The organism is Lutibacter sp. (assembly GCF_030692605.1).
Lineage (GTDB): Bacteria > Bacteroidota > Bacteroidia > Flavobacteriales > Flavobacteriaceae > Lutibacter.
Genome location: NZ_JAUYUD010000060.1, coordinates 34842 through 54550 on the forward strand (window position 1 = coordinate 34842; position 19709 = coordinate 54550).

General features: G+C 29.5%; 19 protein-coding genes. 13 read left to right on the forward strand and 6 right to left on the reverse strand.

The features are described from left to right. The first annotated feature begins 2 nt into the window (after positions 1 to 2). From Q8S45_RS05790 to Q8S45_RS05820, 7 genes are all read left to right on the forward strand, one after another. Entirely contained in the window at positions 3 to 380 is a 378-nt protein-coding gene (locus Q8S45_RS05790) for a TraR/DksA C4-type zinc finger protein (protein ID WP_305602165.1), read from the forward strand. Between the two features lie 72 nt (positions 381 to 452). Next, positions 453 to 1049 (forward strand): lipoprotein signal peptidase, encoded by a 597-nt coding sequence (locus tag Q8S45_RS05795; protein WP_305602168.1) that lies wholly within the window; start codon positions 453 to 455, stop codon positions 1047 to 1049. Between the two features lie 78 nt (positions 1050 to 1127). Continuing rightward, entirely contained in the window at positions 1128 to 1460 is a 333-nt protein-coding gene (locus Q8S45_RS05800) for a helix-turn-helix transcriptional regulator (RefSeq protein ID WP_305602170.1), read from the forward strand. A 43-nt stretch (positions 1461 to 1503) separates the two neighbouring features. Continuing rightward, positions 1504 to 2340 carry an arsenite methyltransferase gene (locus Q8S45_RS05805; protein ID WP_305602172.1) on the forward strand — a complete coding sequence of 279 codons (837 nt, stop codon included), beginning with the start codon at positions 1504 to 1506 and terminating at the stop codon, positions 2338 to 2340. Between the two features lie 7 nt (positions 2341 to 2347). Next, a complete protein-coding gene (gene arsB / locus Q8S45_RS05810) occupies positions 2348 to 3379 on the forward strand; it encodes an ACR3 family arsenite efflux transporter (protein WP_305602175.1) in 1032 nt (343 codons plus the stop codon). Between the two features lie 194 nt (positions 3380 to 3573). Further along, a complete protein-coding gene (gene uvrC, locus Q8S45_RS05815; protein ID WP_305602178.1) occupies positions 3574 to 5364 on the forward strand; it encodes an excinuclease ABC subunit UvrC in 1791 nt (596 codons plus the stop codon). Then, positions 5361 to 7589, forward strand: a complete 2229-nt coding sequence (locus Q8S45_RS05820) for a patatin-like phospholipase family protein (RefSeq protein WP_305602179.1) — start codon at positions 5361 to 5363, stop codon at positions 7587 to 7589. The genes uvrC and Q8S45_RS05820 overlap by 4 nt, the downstream gene beginning before the upstream one ends. Before the next feature lie 46 nt (positions 7590 to 7635). Here the strand turns inward: Q8S45_RS05820 and Q8S45_RS05825 are convergent, their stop codons facing one another. Both Q8S45_RS05825 and Q8S45_RS05830 read right to left on the reverse strand, forming a co-directional pair. Then, a complete protein-coding gene (locus Q8S45_RS05825; protein WP_305602182.1) occupies positions 7636 to 9186 on the reverse strand; it encodes a ribonuclease E/G in 1551 nt (516 codons plus the stop codon). 266 nt (positions 9187 to 9452) lie between these two features. Then, positions 9453 to 9773: an HU family DNA-binding protein gene (locus tag Q8S45_RS05830; RefSeq protein WP_305602214.1), complete on the reverse strand. Its 321-nt coding sequence runs from the start codon at positions 9771 to 9773 to the stop codon at positions 9453 to 9455. Between the two features lie 101 nt (positions 9774 to 9874). Here Q8S45_RS05830 and mutY point away from each other — a divergent pair, with 101 nt between their 5' ends. Genes mutY through Q8S45_RS05855 form a run of 5 tightly spaced genes read left to right on the forward strand, consistent with a single transcriptional unit; the run spans position 9875 to position 14346 of the window. Beyond that, on the forward strand, positions 9875 to 10915 hold the full coding sequence (gene mutY / locus Q8S45_RS05835; protein WP_305602185.1) for an A/G-specific adenine glycosylase: 1041 nt from the start codon (positions 9875 to 9877) through the stop codon (positions 10913 to 10915). A 40-nt stretch (positions 10916 to 10955) separates the two neighbouring features. Beyond that, positions 10956 to 11399 (forward strand): single-stranded DNA-binding protein, encoded by a 444-nt coding sequence (locus tag Q8S45_RS05840; RefSeq protein ID WP_305602188.1) that lies wholly within the window; start codon positions 10956 to 10958, stop codon positions 11397 to 11399. Positions 11400 to 11421: 22 nt separating this feature from the next. Next, complete coding sequence (gldE, locus tag Q8S45_RS05845) at positions 11422 to 12732, forward strand: gliding motility-associated protein GldE (protein WP_305602191.1); 1311 nt, start codon at positions 11422 to 11424, stop codon at positions 12730 to 12732. A gap of 9 nt (positions 12733 to 12741) precedes the next feature. Next, on the forward strand, positions 12742 to 13293 hold the full coding sequence (gene gldD / locus Q8S45_RS05850) for a gliding motility lipoprotein GldD (protein ID WP_305602194.1): 552 nt from the start codon (positions 12742 to 12744) through the stop codon (positions 13291 to 13293). Continuing rightward, positions 13294 to 14346, forward strand: coding sequence for a COX15/CtaA family protein (locus tag Q8S45_RS05855; protein ID WP_305602197.1), 1053 nt, complete (start codon positions 13294 to 13296; stop codon positions 14344 to 14346). Positions 14347 to 14404: 58 nt separating this feature from the next. On the opposite strand, the gene Q8S45_RS05860 is transcribed toward Q8S45_RS05855, so the two are convergent. Further along, positions 14405 to 14587: a hypothetical protein gene (locus Q8S45_RS05860; RefSeq protein WP_305602200.1), complete on the reverse strand. Its 183-nt coding sequence runs from the start codon at positions 14585 to 14587 to the stop codon at positions 14405 to 14407. An 82-nt stretch (positions 14588 to 14669) separates the two neighbouring features. Then, on the reverse strand, positions 14670 to 15026 hold the full coding sequence (locus tag Q8S45_RS05865; RefSeq protein ID WP_305602202.1) for a heavy-metal-associated domain-containing protein: 357 nt from the start codon (positions 15024 to 15026) through the stop codon (positions 14670 to 14672). Positions 15027 to 15119: 93 nt separating this feature from the next. Between Q8S45_RS05865 and Q8S45_RS05870 the strand changes: the two genes are divergently transcribed. After that, positions 15120 to 15992: a DMT family transporter gene (locus Q8S45_RS05870; RefSeq protein ID WP_305602205.1), complete on the forward strand. Its 873-nt coding sequence runs from the start codon at positions 15120 to 15122 to the stop codon at positions 15990 to 15992. 45 nt (positions 15993 to 16037) lie between these two features. On the opposite strand, the gene Q8S45_RS05875 is transcribed toward Q8S45_RS05870, so the two are convergent. Further along, complete coding sequence (locus Q8S45_RS05875) at positions 16038 to 18098, reverse strand: pitrilysin family protein (protein WP_305602208.1); 2061 nt, start codon at positions 18096 to 18098, stop codon at positions 16038 to 16040. An 11-nt stretch (positions 18099 to 18109) separates the two neighbouring features. Next, a complete protein-coding gene (locus Q8S45_RS05880; RefSeq protein WP_305602211.1) occupies positions 18110 to 19429 on the reverse strand; it encodes a pitrilysin family protein in 1320 nt (439 codons plus the stop codon). Positions 19430 to 19709 lie beyond the last annotated feature (280 nt).

Below are 19709 nucleotides of genomic sequence, written 5' to 3' on the forward strand. Positions count from 1 at the left end.
TTATGACCGAAAATAATAGATACTCAGACAAAGATTTAGTTGAATTTAAAGAACTAATCTTAAGAAAAATTGAAGCTGCAGAAGAGGATTTGGCCTTAATAAAAAGCGCATTTAAGAACGATAGTAATAATGGAACTGACGATACCTCTCCAACTTTTAAAGCATTTGAAGAAGGTTCAGAAACCATGTCTAAAGAGGCAAATGTAGCTCTTGCTATTAGGCAAGAAAAATTTATTAGAGATTTAAAAAACGCTTTAATTAGAATTGAAAATAAAACCTATGGTGTTTGCCGTGTTACAGGGAAATTAATTGTTAAAGAACGATTAAAATTAGTTCCACATGCAACATTAAGCATCGAGGCTAAAAATATGCAGCAGTAAAGTAGTACGCATTAATATTGAATGGAGCTTCCTAATTTGGGAGCTTCATTTTTTTAATAAAATTTTTAAAAATTGAAAAAAGCACTTATAATTATTTTTACAGTTTTGTTCATTGATCAATGGAGTAAAATTTATATTAAAACTAATTTTTATTACGGAGAAGAAATTTTTGTTTTCGATTGGTTTAGAATTCATTTTATTGAAAATAACGGAATGGCTTGGGGCTTTGAGTTCGGTGGTAAAGCAGGAAAATTATTTCTTTCATTGTTTAGAATTGTAGCAATTTCGGGTATTGGGTATTGGTTATATAAATCAATTCAACAAAAAGCACATTCTATTTTGATTGTAGCGGTATCTTTAATTTTTGCTGGGGCAATAGGTAATATAATAGACTCTATTTTTTATGGGTTAATATTTAATACACCAAATGGTCATGAAGTAGCTCAGCTATTTTCTAATGAACCGTATGGTAAATTATTTTTTGGAAAAGTAGTTGACATGCTATATTTCCCCATTTGGAGTGGAGACTTGCCTAATTGGATGCCTTTTTTTGGAGGAAAACCATTTACTTTTTTTAATGCTATTTTTAATGTTGCTGATTCTGCTATTTCTACAGGGGTTGGATTATTAATTGTTTTTAACAAAAAAGCATTTCCAAACGAATTATAATATTTTTTAAAATTTAAAGATATTATTTTTTGATATTTTATTATTTATCGTATTATTGCAATAAAATAATAAAGCAAGATGGGGACAACTAAATCTGAAATATTTAATGAGAATCAAAATCAAATTTCATTAATTGCAAAAGCCTTTGCGCATCCCGCTAGAGTGGCCATTTTACAGCAACTTTTTAAATTAAATACTTGTATTTGTGGTGATTTGGTAAATGAAATTGGTTTAGCTCAACCAACAATTTCTCAGCATTTAAAAGAACTGAAAAATTTAGGTATTATAAAAGGAACTATTGAAGGTACAAGTAGTTGTTATTGTATTGATGATAAGGTTTGGAAGGAAATGAAACAGCTTTTTATAAATTTTTTAAATCAAGATACTAATCCAAAAATAAAATGTTGTTAATAACACATTTTTTCAATTTTTTATTATATAAAATTAATTTAATATGAAAACTGCCCAAGAATTAAAAGATTTGGTAAAGCAAAAATATAGTGAAATTGCCTTACAAGACCAAAATGAAAATAGGGCTTCATGTTGCGGTTCTGGAGAATGCTCAACAGAAGTATATAACATTATGAGTGATAGTTACGAAAATCTAGAAGGTTATAATCCGGAGGCCGATTTAGGTTTAGGTTGTGGGCTTCCAACAGAATACGCTTTAATTAAAGAAGGCGATACTGTATTAGATTTAGGAAGTGGGGCTGGTAATGATTGCTTTGTTGCTAGAGCTCAAACAGGCGTAAAAGGGAAAGTAATTGGCGTTGATTTCACACCTATTATGATTGAAAAAGCACGTGAAAATGGTGAAAAAAGAGAATTTAACAATGTAGAATTTCGGTTAGGAGATATTGAAAAATTACCTGTGTCTTCTAATTTAGTTGATGTTGTTGTTAGTAATTGTGTACTTAATTTAGTGCCTAATAAGAAAGGAGTATTTGATGAAATAATTAGAGTTCTAAAACCCGGTGGACATTTTAGTATTTCAGATGTGGTTTTAATAGGTGATTTACCTCTTGAGCTTACCCAACAGGCAGAAATGTATGCAGGATGTGTATCAGGAGCCATTCAAAAAGAAGCCTATTTAGATTTAATTAAAGAAAGTGGATTTGTTGGTATTGAAATTCAAAAAGAGAAACCTATTTTGCTTCCAGATGATATTTTAAAAAATTATTTAGGTGATGAAGCGCTAGTATTGTTTAAAAATTCTAATATTGGTATATTTAGTATCACAGTGTTTGCTAAAAAACCAAATAATTGTAATCCTGGAACGGGCTGTTGCTAATCAAAAAATGAAAAAAAAATTAAATTTTCTCGATAGTTATTTAACACTTTGGATATTTATAGCAATGGCATTGGGTGTTGGAATAGGCTATTTTACACCTTCATTTCCAATTTTAATAGATTCATTGAGTAGCGGTACAACCAACATTCCTATAGCAATTGGTCTAATTGTAATGATGTACCCACCTTTAGCCAAAGTGAACTACGCCCTCTTACCTAGAATATTTAAAAATGTAAAAATATTGTCTATTTCATTACTGTTAAACTGGATAATTGGCCCAGTTTTAATGTTCATGTTGGCAATTACTTTTTTGCATGACTATCCTGAATATATGGTAGGTTTGATTTTAATTGGCTTAGCACGTTGTATAGCAATGGTATTGGTTTGGAACGATCTTGCTGAAGGAAGTAGCGAATATGGTGCTGGTTTGGTTGCATTAAATAGCATTTTTCAAGTATTTGCGTATAGTTTTTATGCATGGTTATTTATAACAGTACTACCTCCTTATTTTGGGTTTGAAGGTGCCATAGTAGATATTTCTATTGTTACTATAGCTGAAAGTGTAGCTATTTATTTAGGAATACCATTTTTATTAGGAATTTTAAGTAGAGTAATTTTAGTAAAATTAAAAGGAGAAAATTGGTATACTCAAAAATTTATTCCCACTATTTCACCTTTAACATTAATAGCCTTACTATTTACAATTGTAGTTATGTTTTCTTTAAAAGGAGAATTAATTGTTGAAATACCAATGGATGTGTTGATAATAGCAGTGCCTTTATTAATATACTTTGCTATAATGTTTCTTATTGGCTTTTTTATAACCAAAGCAATGGGCGCTACTTATGATAAAACCGCAGCCGTGGCATTTACAGCAGCAGGTAATAATTTTGAATTAGCAATTGCTGTGGCAATTGCTGTTTTCGGTTTAAACTCTGGACAAGCTTTTGCTGGTGTTATAGGTCCTTTAGTGGAGGTTCCTGCACTTATTTTATTAGTGAGAGTTTCTTTTTGGTTAAAGAAAAAGTATTACTCATAATTTTGTTTATATGAAAGTTGAAAATAAAAACACACCTCATAACTTTTTTGTTTTTAGCGAACTATTTTAGCATTTGAAGATTTTGAGGTTAGATTATATGATTATTAAATAACAAACATTTCACTTACTGCGCACTTTTATTAAATTCACTTTCAATAAAAAAGAGTATTTTTAATTTTTAAAACAATAATTTTTTGGAATTAGAAATTCAAATTAAAACGTTACCAAATCAACCTGGAGTTTATCAGTATTACGATAAAAATGGAAAGATTTTGTATGTTGGTAAAGCAAAGAATTTAAAAAAAAGAGTTTCTTCATATTTTACAAAAAAGCATGACAATGGTAAAACAAAAGTATTAGTAAATAAAATTGTTACTATTGAGCACATTGTAGTTGAAACAGAAACAGATGCGTTGCTTTTAGAGAATAATTTAATTAAAAAGTATCAGCCCCGATACAATGTAATGTTAAAAGATGATAAAACCTATCCTTGGATTTGCATTAAAAAAGAACGATTTCCAAGAATATTTTTGACAAGGAATGTGATAAAAGATGGTTCTGAATATTTTGGACCATACACATCAGTAAGAACAGCAAAGGCATTATTAGATTTAATAAAAGAATTGTTTTTGTTACGAAGTTGTAATTACGATTTAAGTGAAAAAAATATAGAATTACAAAAATATAAAGTGTGTTTAGATTTTCATATTGGAAACTGTAAAGGTCCTTGTGAAAATTTGCAATCAGAAGAAGAGTACAATAACGATATTACTGCTATTAAAAATATTGTTAAAGGAAATTTTAAAGAGGCAATAAAATCGTTTCATAATTTAATGGTGAATTATTCGAATGAAATGGAGTTTGAAGACGCTCAAAAAATTAAAGAAAAGATTGATTTATTAGCTAATTATCAAGCAAAATCTACAGTTGTAAACCCATCAATTACCAATGTAGATGTTTTTTCAATTATTTCAGATGAAAGTTACAGTTACGTTAATTTTTTTAAAATTATTAATGGAGCAATTATTCAATCTCATACGACCGAGATTAAAAAGAAATTGGATGAAGAGGATAAGGAATTGTTAGAGCTAGCCATCATTGAAATTCGTCAACGATTTAACTCTCAATCTAAAGAAATTTATGTGCCTTTTGAAGTTGAATTAGGAGAGAATATAAAGGTTACTGTTCCTAAATTGGGAGATAAAAAACGAATAGTAGAATTAAGCTTACGAAACGCTAAATATTACCGTCAAGAACAATTTAAACAAATAAAAATTGTTGATCCAGATAGGCATGTAAATAGAATAATGGTTCAAATGAAAAAGGATTTGCATTTATCTTTGGAGCCAAGACATATTGAATGTTTTGATAATTCAAATATTCAAGGAACCAATGCTGTAGCGGCGTGTGTAGTTTATAAAAACGGAAAGCCAAGCAAAAATGATTACAGGCATTTCAATATTAAAACAGTGGAAGGGCCAGATGACTTTGCATCCATGGAAGAGGTTGTTTTTAGGCGTTATAAAAGGATGTTAGAAGAAGATCAATCATTACCACAATTAATAATAATTGATGGCGGAAAGGGACAACTTTCTTCGGCACTAAAAAGTCTAGATATTTTAGGATTAAGAAATAAAATAGCCATTATTGGAATTGCAAAACGCTTAGAGGAAATCTATTTTCCAAACGATTCCATTCCACTTTATTTAGATAAGAAATCAGAAACTCTTAAAATAATTCAACAATTAAGAAATGAAGCTCATCGTTTTGGTATTTCACATCATAGAAATAAAAGAAACAAAAGTTCGTTAGTTAATGAACTAGAGCAAATTTCTGGTATAGGTGAGCAAACTATTGTATCTTTAATGAAGCAATTTAAATCTGTAAAAAGAATTACTGAAGCTTCCTTTGAAGAGATGGCTTCAATAATTGGAGATTCAAAGGCTACAAAAGTTTATAATTATTACCATAAAAAAAGTGAATGAAAAGAATTTTAACCTTAATTCTATTAATTAACGTTGTTTTTTGTTTTTCTCAAAATGAAGAAAAAAAGGACATTAAAGTTGGTTTGGTATTAAGCGGTGGCGGCGCTAAAGGGTTTGCTCATGTGGCGGCTTTAAAAGTTATAGAAGAAGCAGGTGTTCGAGTGGATTATATTGGAGGAACAAGTATGGGAGCAATAGTTGGTGCACTTTATGCTTCAGGTTATACTGCAGATCAATTAGATTCTATTGTAAGAACAATTAATTTCTCAAAAATTTTAACAAACGATTTGCCTCGAAAATCAAAACCCTTTTACGAAAAAGAAGCAGGTGAAAACTATTCCATTTCCCTTCCAATAAAAAATAGAAAAATTGGGATTCCTAAAGCAATTTCTGAGGGTCAAAATGTATTAAATTTATTAACTAGTTTAACGCAGCATGTTAATAATATAAACGATTTTAGCAAACTTCCAATTCCGTTTATTTGCATAGCAACGGATTTAGCAACGGGAAAACAAGAAGTGTTAAAATCTGGGTTTTTACCGGAAGCTGTAAAAGCGAGCAGTTCATACCCAACACTTTTAGCGCCAGTTGAAATAGATGGAAAATTACTTTCAGATGGGGGAATTGTCAATAATTTTCCAGTTGAAGAAGTTATTGCTATGGGTGCTGATGTAATAATAGGAATAGATATTCAAGGTGGTCTAAGTGAGAAAGAAAATTTAATTTCTGGGTTGGATATTTTAAATCAAATTGTTGGTTTTCAAATGTATAACACCTTAGCTTCCAAACACAATCTGGTCGATGTTTTAATTAAACCTAAATTGGACCATTTCAATGTAATTTCATTTAGTAAAACTAATGAAATTATGTTGGAAGGTGAAATTGCAGCAAGGCAATATATAAAGGAATTGGAAGCTATAGCAAATGCACAAATTAAGAAAGATGTCCCCAAATTGAAAACATCAATTGTTAAAAAGTATTTCATAAAAAGAATACATATAGAAGGCAATAATAATTATACTAGAGCCTATGTGCTAGGGAAACTTAATTTGAATATAAAAAACGCAACCAGTTATAAAAGTTTGATTGAAAGTATAAATAATTTAACTGCAACAGGGAATTTTGAAAGCATTGAATATCAATTAATTGATGAAAAGGATGGAGTTGTTTTAAAATTAAATATGAAAGAGAATCTATTATCTAATTTTTTACAACTTGGAATTCATTATGATAATTTGTACAAAACGGGTGTTTTATTAAATATAACGTCAAAGCACGTACTTAATAAAAACGATGTAATTTCGACCGATATTATATTAGGTGATAATTTAAGGTATAATTTCAATTACTTTGTAGATAACGGATTTTATTGGAGTTTTGGCTTTAAATCTAGATATAATAGTTTTAATGCAAATGTGAATTTTGAGGAAGGTAATGTTAATAAAATTAATTTAGTGTATGAAGATTTTTCTAATTTGTTGTATTTCCAAACGGTTTTTAGTAGAAAATTTGCATTTGGTTTAGGTGCTGAACATAAAAGGGTAAAAGCATTTACTGAAACAATTACTTCATTAGATAATTCAAATACAGATAGAGATAAATCCTATTTTGACAAATCTAATTACTTTAATTTAATCACTTATTTTAAGATTGACACCTACGATAAAAAATATTTTCAAAAAAGAGGTTTTTATCTAGATTCTGAATTAAGGTGGTATTTGGCATCATCAGATTACCCGAATGATTTAGCAGTAGAGCACATAGAATTTAAGTCATTTTCTCAGTTTAAAAGTAAGTTCGGAATGGTTAACACGCTTTTTAATAAATTAACAGGTCACTATATTTCCGAAGTGGGTATTACAATGGGAGATAATTCGAATAGAGCATTGGATTATAATTTAGGTAGTTATGGAGAAAATTTTATCAATAATTTTATTCCTTTTTATGGCTATAGTTTAGCCGAATTAAATTCAAATTCATTTTTAAAATCAACTTTTACCTTAAGGTATGAATTTATTAAAAAAAATTATATTTCGGCCACTGCTAATTATGCTCGATTTGATAAAGATTTATTTAATAAGGGAAAGATTTTTGAAAACACCAAATCGGGATATTTATTGGGATATGGCTTAGATACTTTTATTGGACCAATTGAATTAAATTATACTTGGTCACCAGACCATAAACAGAATTATTGGTATTTTAATGTTGGGTTTTGGTTTTAAAAAAAGCCCTGCATAAATGCAGGACTTTTTGGATATTGGAATTGCTTTATTCAATTATTTCACCTTCTTTATTGGTGAAATTGAAAAATAAATATTGATAAGCATTTCTAGGTAAAATTTTAATCCACTTTTTGTGTTTAGCAATCCATCTTTGTTGAATAGATGGAATTCCTTTTTTTAAATAAGCTGCAATAAAAGGATGTACATTAAGTACAATTTTGGTATTTGTTTTTTGACTTACAAGTCTTTCGAGCTCCGCTTCTATTTTATCTAATATTATTATAGGAGCCTCTACTTCACCAATTCCACTTGGGTTTGGTTCTTGAGTTTTAATTACCAATTCTGGTCGAACACGTTGCCTTGTAATTTGAACTAAACCAAATTTACTTGGAGGTAATATTTTGTGCTTTGTTCTGTCGAAAGCCATCTCAGCTTTCAAGTGATCATAGAGTTTTTGTCTATGTTCAACAGCATGCATATCAATAAAATCTACCACAATTATTCCGCCCATATCTCTTAACTGTAATTGTCTTGCTATTTCTGAAGCAGCAATTAAATTAACTTCAAGAGCAGTGTCTGCTTGTGAATCGGCTTTATTAGATCTATTACCACTATTAACATCAATAACATGCAATGCTTCTGTATGTTCAATCACTAAATAAGCACCTTTACTCATTGAGACTGTTTTTCCAAAAGACGTTTTAATTTGACGTTCGATGCCATAATGTTCAAAAATTGGAACTTTTGACTTGTATAAACTAACGATAGATTCTTTATCAGGATCAATTTCTTGCATGTAATCTTTGGTTTCAATGTACATAGCTTCTTCGCTAGTAACAATACTTGTAAAAGTATCATTAAACAAATCTCTTAAAATAGAGGATGCTCTGTTTAATTCACTTAATACTTTTACGGGTGTGTGTTGTGCATGAGCAGCTTTAATCTTCTTGCACATTACAATCCATTTTTCTAATGAATTTTGTAAATCTTTATCTAGTTCTGCTACTTTTTTATTTTCGGCAACAGTTCTAACAATTACTCCAAAACCCTTAGGTTTAATGCTTCTAATAAGTCTTTTTAATCGGTCTTTCTCATGATTATCCATAATTTTCTGTGATACAGATACTCTGTCAGAAAATGGAACTAATACTAAATACCTTCCAGCTATGGAAATTTCAGAACTCATACGAGGTCCTTTAGTAGAAATAGGTTCTTTTACAATTTGAACCAATAAGCTTTGACCCGATTTAAGAATGTCAACAATACTTCCGTTTTTATCAATTTCGGTTTCAAGTTGAAAATTTTTTAAAGTGTAATCTTTTATTTTACCTGAGTTTATGCCTTTTATAAATTTATTTAAAGATTGCATTTGCGCACCTAAATCATGATAATGTAAAAAGCCGTCTTTTTCGTAACCCACATTAACAAATGCAGCGTTTAAGCCAGACAACACTTTTCCAATTTTTGCTAAAAAAATATCTCCAACGGAGAATTTATTATCATTGGTTTCATTATTTAAGGCAGTTAATCTACCATCTTTTAATAAAGCAAAGTCAATATCAGAGGAGTTCGATCTAATAATTAATTCTGTTTTCACTCTGTATTGTATTGTGTTCTTTTTAAAATAAAAAGAACGATTTATAATAAGTTTTTCAGGATATACCCAACAATATTTGCATTGCTGCAAATATCTATTTCAATGAACGTTGTAAACTAAGAAAAAGTAAGCTCAGCTTACTTTTTCTTTTTATGTCTATTTGCTCTTGCTCTTTTTTTACGCTTGTGCGTTGATATTTTTGATCTCTTTCTTTTTTTACCACTTGGCATAATGTAATGTTGTTATAATTAATAAATAGGTTTTAGTTACGCTACCGTAACTTTGGTTTTTACACCTTCAACAAATACTTTTGCCGGTTTAAATGATGGAATGTTGTGTGCTGGAATTTTTATTGTGGTATTTTTTGAAATGTTTCTTCCAGTCTTTTCAGCTCTAGTTTTAATGATAAAACTTCCGAATCCTCTTAAATAAACATTATCTCCTTTTTCTAAGGAAACTTTTACTTCTTCCATAAACGCTTCTACAGTTGCTAAAACATCTGCTTTTTCTATTCCCGATTTGTCTGAAATATTTGATACGATTTCTGCTTTCGTCATTTTAATTATATTATATAGGTTATTATAAATTTGAGAGGGCAAATATAGGATATATAAATCAAAATCAAAAAGTTAATTCATTAAAATTTAATCAATTAAATCTAGTATCATTGTATTTCATAATAAAACCTATGAATTTTTCTAAACATCTAATAGACTGGTATTTAAAAAACAAAAGAGAATTACCGTGGAGACAGGCCAAAGACCCTTATTGTATATGGCTTTCAGAAATAATATTACAACAAACAAGAATTGATCAAGGATTACCTTATTATAATAAGTTTGTTGCACATTACCCAACGCTAAACGACTTAGCAAAAGCTTCAGAAAAAGAAATTTTGAAGTTATGGCAAGGATTAGGGTACTATTCAAGAGCTAGAAATTTACATTTTTCAGCAAAACACATTGTAAATGAACTTAATGGTGTATTTCCAAATACATATAAAAATTTACTTCAATTAAAAGGAATTGGAGATTATACAGCTTCTGCTATTGCATCTATATGTTTTAATGAAGAAACTGCCGTAGTTGATGGAAATGTGTACAGGGTATTAGCACGTTTTTTTGGAGTTGAAACGGCAATAAACTCCTCTAAAGGCATCAAGGAATTTAAAAAATTAGCACAAGAGTTAATAAAAGGAGAGCATCCCGGAACTTTTAACCAAGCCATTATGGAATTTGGGGCTAGAATGTGTATTCCTCAAAATCCGAATTGTGATTTTTGCCCTGTAAAAAATGGGTGTATTGCTTTCGGCCAAAACAAAATTGAAACACTTCCTAATAAACCAAAAAAGACTGTTATAAAACAACGCTTCTTTAATTATCTTGTTATTGAAACTGAAAATAATTGTGGACATTTGGTAAAACGAAAAGAAGGAATATGGAAAAATTTGTATCAATTTCCGTTGATTGAAACCGACAAAGTAATTGATGAAAAGGTGTTATTTTCTCATAATGAATTCGAAAATTTATTTAATAATATTTCGGTAAATATTAGGTTGCATAATACAACAATGGTGGTACATAAATTGTCGCATCAAACCATTTTTACAAAATTTTGGATTGTTAAATTAAAAGAAGATAAAAAATTTGTCACACATTGGGATACGTTAATTGAGTATCCAGTTCCTAAACTAATAGAGAATTTTTTGAAGACCTACAAAAGCAAGTGATAAATTTTGTATTTTTGTTAAATAATTGGCACTTAAAATTATGGCAGGAACAGTAAACAAAGTTATTTTAATTGGACACCTTGGGGACGAGGTTAAAATGCATTATTTTGACGGTGGAAATTCAATTGGAAGATTCCCAATTGCAACAAACGAAACTTATACAAATAAGCAAACTGGAGAGAAAGTTACCACTACAGAATGGCATAATATTGTTGTGAAAAATAAACTTGCAGAACTGTGCGAAAAATATTTAAGCAAAGGAGATAAAGTTTATTGCGAAGGTCGAATAAAATCACGACAATGGGAAGGTGAAGATGGACAAAAAAGATACACTACCGAAATTATAGTTACAGAAATGACTTTTTTATCTATTAAAAACGAAGTGGGTGGAAGTGGAGTTATTAAAGAAAACTCAGGTTCACCTATAACCAACCTAAAACCAGACTCTTCTGATAATAATGAAGAAGATGATTTACCATTTTAAGTTTAACTAATTCTAATTTCAATTGGATCCCGAACCCTCATTTTTAACTAATTTTATTCCTGAAGAACTAGACACTTGGTATTTAATGAGTATTCTAATTCTATTTATCCTACTTATTTTATCGGCCTTAATTTCTGGTGCAGAGGTTGCTTTTTTCTCATTATCAAAAACAGATATTAGCAAAGCTGCAGAATCAAAATCGAGTAAACTGAAAACAGTTGCTGAACTTATAGGAAATCCACAAAAATTATTAGCAACAATTTTAATTTCTAATAATTTTGTAAATATTTTATTTGTATTAATTTTTGCATTTGTAGGTGATGAATTTTTTAAAGGAATTACATCAAGCATTATTAAATTTATTATTGAAGTACTTTTAGTAACCTTCTTAATTTTATTATTTGGTGAGGTTTTGCCAAAAGTCTATGCTACTAGAAACTCTTTAAAATTTGCTTCTTTTATGGCGTATCCTCTTAAAATTTTAAATTCACTTTTATCTGTAATAAGTGTTCCTTTATTGGGATTAACCAAAATAATTGAGGGTAAATTGAGTAAAAGACAATCAAGTCTATCCGTAGAAAAATTGTCTCAGGCTTTAGATTTAACTTCCAATGAAGCAACAACAAAAAATGAACATAAAATATTAAAAGGAATTGTAAGTTTTGGGAACACTGAAACAAGTCAAATTATGGTACCAAGAATTGATGTTTTTGTACTTTCCAGTTTAGATTCTTTCGAAAATGTTATTTCAAAAATAGTTAATGAAGGATTTTCAAGAATACCTGTTTACGGGGAAAATGTTGATGAAATAGTTGGTGTTTTGTACGCAAAAGATTTACTACCCCACTTTCATAAAAAAGATTTTAAATGGCAAGAGATAATTAGACAGCCCTATTTTGTTCCTGAGAATAAAAAATTAGACGATTTATTAAAGGAATTTCAGGAGAAAAAAAATCATCTTGCGGTTGTTGTAGATGAATATGGAGGAACAAGTGGTATAATTACCTTGGAAGATGTTATTGAAGAAATTGTAGGAGAAATTAGTGATGAGTTTGATGATGATGAACTTTCATATTCAAAATTAGATGATAATAATTGGGTTTTTGAAGGGAAAACTAATTTAAAAGATTTCTATAAAATTATGGAAATTGAAAACAGCTCTCTTTTCGATGAATTTAGAGGCGAATCTGAGACAATTGCTGGCTTTATTTTAGAAGTTCATGGAAAGTATCCAAAACTTGATAAAGTAATTCAATTTCAAAATTATTCATTTAAAATTGAAGCTATAGACAACAGAAGAATTAAGCAAGTAAAAGTCACTATAGACAGATAAATTAATATCATGAAGCATTTTGGTTTGGTTTTAGTTTTGCTCATACTATTAGGGTCTTGTAACAGCGAAACGTTGCCTAAACCAAAAAGCTATTTAAAACTCGAGTATCCAACAAATACCTATTCAAAACCAGCGTTTAATTGTCCATATTCTTTTGAAATTTCTGAACAAGCAACTATTCAGTTTAAAAATAATTGTTGGGCAATTGTTCAATATCCAAAATTAAAAGCGACTGTTCATATTACTTATAGAAGCATCGATAATAATTTGGAAGAAATATTGAAAGAGATAGAAAAATTAACTTTTGAACATACAGTAAAAGCAAATGCCATAAATGCTGTTCCTTTTGAAAATTATAAAGACAATGTTTACGGTAAATTGTATAATATTGAAGGGGATGTTGCAACTAATATACAATTTAGAGTTACCGATAGTTTAAATCATGTGTTGGCAGGCGCCGTATATTTTTATGTTAAGCCTAATTACGATTCAATTTTACCCGCGGTTAAATACATTGAAAAAGACATAATGCATTTAATGGAATCTGTAAAATGGAAATAAATGATCCACACTTTTAAATATAGTAGAACAATAAGAATTTGGTTACTAATTGGCTTGGTTATGCTTATTGGTCAAGTAGTTATAGGAGGAATTACTAGATTAACAGGTTCGGGACTTTCAATTACCAAATGGGATATTTTAACAGGAGTTATTCCGCCTTTAAATGCAGAACAATGGCTTCAAGCTTTTAATTTGTATAAAGAAACGCCACAATTTCATAAAATCAACTCATTATTCTCGGTAAGCGATTTTAAATTTATTTATTTTTGGGAGTATTTTCATAGGCTTTGGGTTAGGGCGTTAGGAATTATCTTTTTAATACCATTTGTTTTCTTCGTTTTTAGAAAAAAAATTGACGGTTATTTAATAAAGCGACTTGGGCTTGTTGTTTTATTGACAATTATAACCGCTTCTGCGGGATGGATTATGGTTAAAAGTGGATTGGTTAATAAACCTTGGGTAAATGCTTATAAATTAACGTTACATTTTGTTTTAGCAGTATTAGTTGTTGTTGCAATGGTTAGAACTATTGCCGATGTTTATAATTATGGAAGTTCAAGGAAAAAGCAAAACGTATCAATTGTAAAAATTGGTATTACAGTTACTTTTTTTCAAATGGTTATTGCAGGACTTATGGCTGGTATGAGAGCAGGGTTGTACTATCCATCTTGGCCTGATATGAATGGTGAATTTTTACCAAGTGTTTTGAAGAATTCAGAAAATTACAGTTTGGGAAATTTAATTAATTACGATAGTTATTTGTTTGCTCCAGCGTTAGTACAATTTTCACATCGGATTTTGGCCTATATATTATTAGGTATTATCATATACATGTTCATGATTCTCAAAAATAAAATTAATAATAGGGCTCGCAAATGGTTAGATTATACCGTTATATTAATTGTTATTCAAGTTGTATTGGGTATCTTAACAGTTTTAGAAGTTGATGGAAAAATACCTTTGTTATTAGCTGTGAGCCATCAGCTTATTGGTTTGCTATTTTTAATAAGCATTATGTTTTTACACTTTTCATTAAGAAAAGTTAAGGCATAAAAAAACCTCAAGTTTCCTTGAGGTTATTTTTTAACTTTGCAAAGTAAAAAAGTATGAATTATTTAACTTCTTCAACAACTTCTTCAACAGCAGCAGCAGTGTCAACAGCCATAGTATCGATAGCTTCAACAGCTACTTCTTCAACAGCTTCTACTTCTTCTACTTTTGGAGTCTCTTTACAAGAAATAGCAAAAACACTAACTAATAATGCGATTGCAACTAAAAATTTAATTTGTTTCATTTTTGATTGATTTTTATTATAAGTGCAAATTTAAGATAATTTTATGATAAAAAAATAACTTTTTTAGTTTTTTTTAAATAATTTAATCCAATTGTTCAATTTTTTCAACCCTGTAAAGGTTTCCACCAGCAATTTCGTTGATTTTCCTTATAATTTCAGCCTCAGATACAACGTTTTCGTTAAAAGTGAAGCTTCCTTTTTTGGCTTCAAAATTAACTTTTACTTTTATAATGCCTTTAATTTTAGACACTTTTGACTCTATAAGTCGAGCGCAGCCAATTTCACACGTCATTCCACTAATTTCTGCTTCAAAACTCTTTAAAGAAACTGCTAATTCTTTATTTTTAGAATTATCTTTCAAGGAATCCTTATTTGATGCGCCATTTGTACAATGCGTAAACAATATTATAACAAAAGCATAAAAGAAAAGTCTACTCATAATATTTGTTAATTTCCATAAATCGAAACAAATTTAGTTACTATTAACGTCTCTTCCGAATTTTTATTAGATTTTTGCATTATTAATTTTCAAATGGTTTCAAAACAATTACGTTGGTTATATTTAGGTGCCCTAGCGCTAATTTGGGGTAGCTCATTCATATTAATGAAAAAAGCTTTAATAGATTTAACCCCAATGCAAGTTGGAGCATTAAGAATTCTAATTTCAGCTGTTTTTCTGATACTTATTGGCTTTAAGAAATTGTTTTCAATAAAAAAAAGGCATTGGTATTATTTAACGTTAAATGGACTATTGGGTACTTTTTTCCCTGCTTTTTTGTTTGCATTTGCAGTAGATAAAATTGACAGTTCTATTGCCTCCATATTAAATTCATTCACCCCATTAAACACCTTAATTTTTGGAACATTAATTTTTGGGTTTTCTTTTAGTAAAAGACAAGCAATTGGAATTTTATTTGGCTTAGTTGGAACTTTAATTTTAATTTTGAAAGGTGCCGAATTAAATCCTAATCAAGATTATTTTTATGCAAGTTTTATCCTTGTAGCTTCTATCGGTTATGCTTTAAATGTAAATATTTTAAAGAAATACCTGTATGAATTAGATGCCGTTTCTATTGCAGTTGCAAATTTTACGTTATTAATTATTCCAACGTTTTTAATTTTATGGTTCACTGGCTTTTTTGAAACTGTAGAGGTCACTAAAACATATACAAGATCTTTACTTTATATTTTTATTTTGGGAATTGTAGGTACTGGCTTAGCTAAAATTATATTTAACAGATTGATTCAAATTTCCAATCCTGTATTTTCATCTTCAGTTACCTATTTAATTCCAATTGTGGCAATTACTTGGGGAATTTTAGATGGTGAAAAAATAAGTTTTATTCAATTTTTGGCAGGGTTTGTTATTATTTTTGGAGTTTATTTAGTAAACAAATCTAAATAAAAACGCCTCTGTGAAAGAGGCGTTTAAAATTTATTATTTTTTTATTTATTTAAAATCAGTGACTGTAACACCTTCATTAATTTTAAGTTCTTTAGTTATAAAATCGAATTGCTGAGGTCCGGCAGACATTTTATACAAGTGTGGAAATTTAACGCCATTTACTTCTTTAAAATCAGCAAACTCCATTCCTTGTTGCATGGTTTGCCCCATTGCTTTTACTTCAGTAACTTGTTTAATTTTCAATCCAGATTTCACATCGTAATAAATGGTTGTATCGTCTCCCATTTTAACAACGTAGGCATCGTTACCATTAATCGGTTCTATATTTACCAAGGTAACTTTGTCATTCTTACCATAACTTAGTTCAGGAAATAATTCGCTTGTAGCTTTAATTTTTTCAAGTTCATCTCCTGCTAAATCCTTTTTCGCTCCTTGTTGCTCAGAATAGCCTTTTTCGCCATCAAAAATCATTTTAGAAAAAACCATTCCCATTCCAGAAACAATAACCGATTGTTTTGTTGGAGCCATAGATTTTATTTCCATGGTTAACGTCATTCCTTGCATAGTGGCTTCAGCTTTACTTAATACAGTTTTAATTTTAGCAACTTTATCAGCACCACCAATTGCTTTAATGTAATTATCAAAAACAACTTGTTTAGTAATTCCTGTAGGAATTGGTTTTGTTAATTCTGGTTTTGCAGTTACATTTCCTTCTTTATCATAAAAAACAATTTTATAAGGTAATTTTTCTAATGAAGGCAGAACATCTAAAGCTTTACCAGTAACAATAATTCTAGCATTATCTGCACTAAAATATTTTTGAGAAACACGTTGAACATCTTCAATTGTTACTGCATTTAATTTTGTTAAATAAGTTTCATAAAAATCGGCTGGCAAATTATTTGTTCTAATGCTTAGAGCATAGCCTGCAACCGTTTGTGGTTTTTCAATATTTCTAACAAAACTTCCAACATAGGCGGCTTTCACATTAGCAAGTTCTTCTTCACTAACCTTAACTGTTCTAATTTGTTGAAGTTCTTTCATAATTTCAATAACAGTACTATCAGTTACTGCATTTCTAACTTGAGCACCAGAAGAGAAAACCGAAAAAGTATTTTTATCAGCACTAATTCCTGATCTCGCCCCATAGGTATAACCGTGCTTTTCTCTTAAATTCATATTCAAATGGCTGTTGAAATCGCCTCCAAAAATTCTATTGGCTAACAAAACAGCAAAATAATCAGCATCGTTCATTTTAAAATCTACTGCGTTTAAAACTGTAACATCAGATTGTACAGAGTTTGGCATATCTATAAAATTTATCTCAGTTTTAGAAACATTGTTTATAGAAGGATTCAAATATGCTGGCACAACTCCATTTTGCCATTTGCTAAATTGCGAGGTAACTAATTTTTTTACATCCTTAAAATTAACATCTCCTACAATTACTAAATAAGCATTTGTTGGTTTAAAATAGGTGTTATAAAAATTTTGAACATCGACTAAGGTAACTTTTTCAACAGATTCCTTACTTGCAAATTCACCATAGGGATGTTTTTTACTATAGGCAAGTCCATTTTGCACTCTACTTGCTATATTTTCAACACTTTTTTCCCCAGATTTTATATTGTCTAGTAATTTGTTTACCTCTTTGTCAAACTCAACTTGAGAAAATAAAGGATTTAATGCAGCATTTGCCATTAATTCAAGAATTCTTGGGTAGTATTTAGAAAGTGAACTCATACTTGCATTTTGGCTAGAAAAAGAAATTGAAGCCCCTAAATAATCTACTTCTTCATTAAAAGCATCTTTACTTATAGTTTTGGTTCCACCACCTAATAAGCTCCCTGTTAAACTGGAAACCCCAGCTTTTTCTCCTTCAAAAATTAAAGGGTTGTCTAATGTTAAAGTGGCAGAAACTCGAGGTAATTTATGATTTTCAACAACGAGAACTTTTAAACCATTTTTAAGTTCAAAAACTTGTGGTTTTCCTAAATTTATTTTAGGAGACGGACCTGGTTTTGGTTGTATGGACCTATCTATTTGTGCAACAAGTGAAGTTGCAAATAGAAATAAGGTTATAATAGATAAAATTTTTGTTTTCATTTTAATTTGTATTATTCTTTATCTTTTTTAGGTAAATAATCTAACACCAATCGTTGATTAGGATTGAGGTATTTTTGAGCAATGTCTCTAATTTCTTCACGTGTAATAGAATTATAAATATCTATCTCAGTGTTTATTAAATTTACATCCCCATATAATAAATAATAGGATGCTAACGAATCTGCAATTCCTTCAACACTAGAGTTCGAGTTAACAAATTGATTTTCATATTTATTTCTCAATTTTTGAAGTTCTTTTTCAGAAATTAATTCTGTTTGAATTTTAACTATTTCTTCATCCATTTCCTTTACTAAATCATCCAAAGTATTTTCTCCCAAAGGAAGTGCTAAAACAATATAAGCTCCGTAATCTTCTAATGAATAGTTAAATGCAGCTATTTGTAAGGCTTTTTTCTTTTCATCAACTAGTTTTTTATATAATCTAGAACTTTTCCCATCACTCAAAACAGTAGAAATCATATCTAAAATTCTAGCTTCTCTAGTTTTCATAGAAGGAGTTCTATAAACAGTAAATACTGCAGGAATTTGAATGTTTGGATCTTCAAAAGTGGTTTTTAATTCTTGTGTGATTGGCTTTTCAGAAATTTTACCTCTTTCAATAGGTTCTCCTTTTGGAATAGAACCAAAATAATCTTCAATTAGTTTCTTAGCATTATTTTTTTCAAAGTCACCAGCAACAACTAATACGGCATTGTTTGGCACGTAGAATTTTTTGTTGAATGCTTGAAATTCTTCTAAAGTAGCGGCATCCAAATGATCTAAAGAACCTATTGTTGTCCATTTGTATGGGTGCTCATTAAATAAATTTTTAAAAACTTCACCAGTCCATTGTCCATAAGGAGAATTATCAACTCTTAATCTTTTTTCTTCTTTTACCACTTCATTTTGGGTGTCTACCCCAATTTGATTTATTACTGGATGTAATAATCTTTCAGACTCCATCCATAACCCTAATTCTAAATTATTAGACGGAAAAACCTCGTAATAATAAGTTCGGTCTTGGGTAGTGTTGGCATTATTTGTACCTCCATTAGAAGATACAATTTTAAACCACTCGCCTCTTTTAATATGTGCAGTACCTTCAAATAATAAGTGTTCAAAAAAATGTGCGAAACCAGTACGCTCAGGGTTTTCGTCTTTTGCTCCAACATGGTACATTACCGAAGTAATAACAACTGGAGCAGAATTGTCTTGATGCAGAATTACATGCATGCCGTTGTTAAGTTTGTACTCTTCAAAAGTTACTTTTTGAGCAATTAAAGAACTGCAAAAAAGGAACCCTAAAAAGCTTAAATAAAATTGTTTTTTCATTATTGACAATTTGTGTTTTAAAGATTAATAATTATTTAGTAAGACGCAATTGCTAACATGACGTTACAATTATTTTATGAATATTGTAATCAAAGAAAATTAAAATAACATCATAGCAAAATGGCCTAGTCAAATTTAAGTATTAACCCGACGGCATTATATCTATAATTATCAAGCTGCATATTGAATATCTTTATGATTGAAATATTTTTGAACTCTATCTGGATTTTGAACTAACATTTGCATATGGTTTTCTAAATTTTCTTTAAGTTTTTCATGG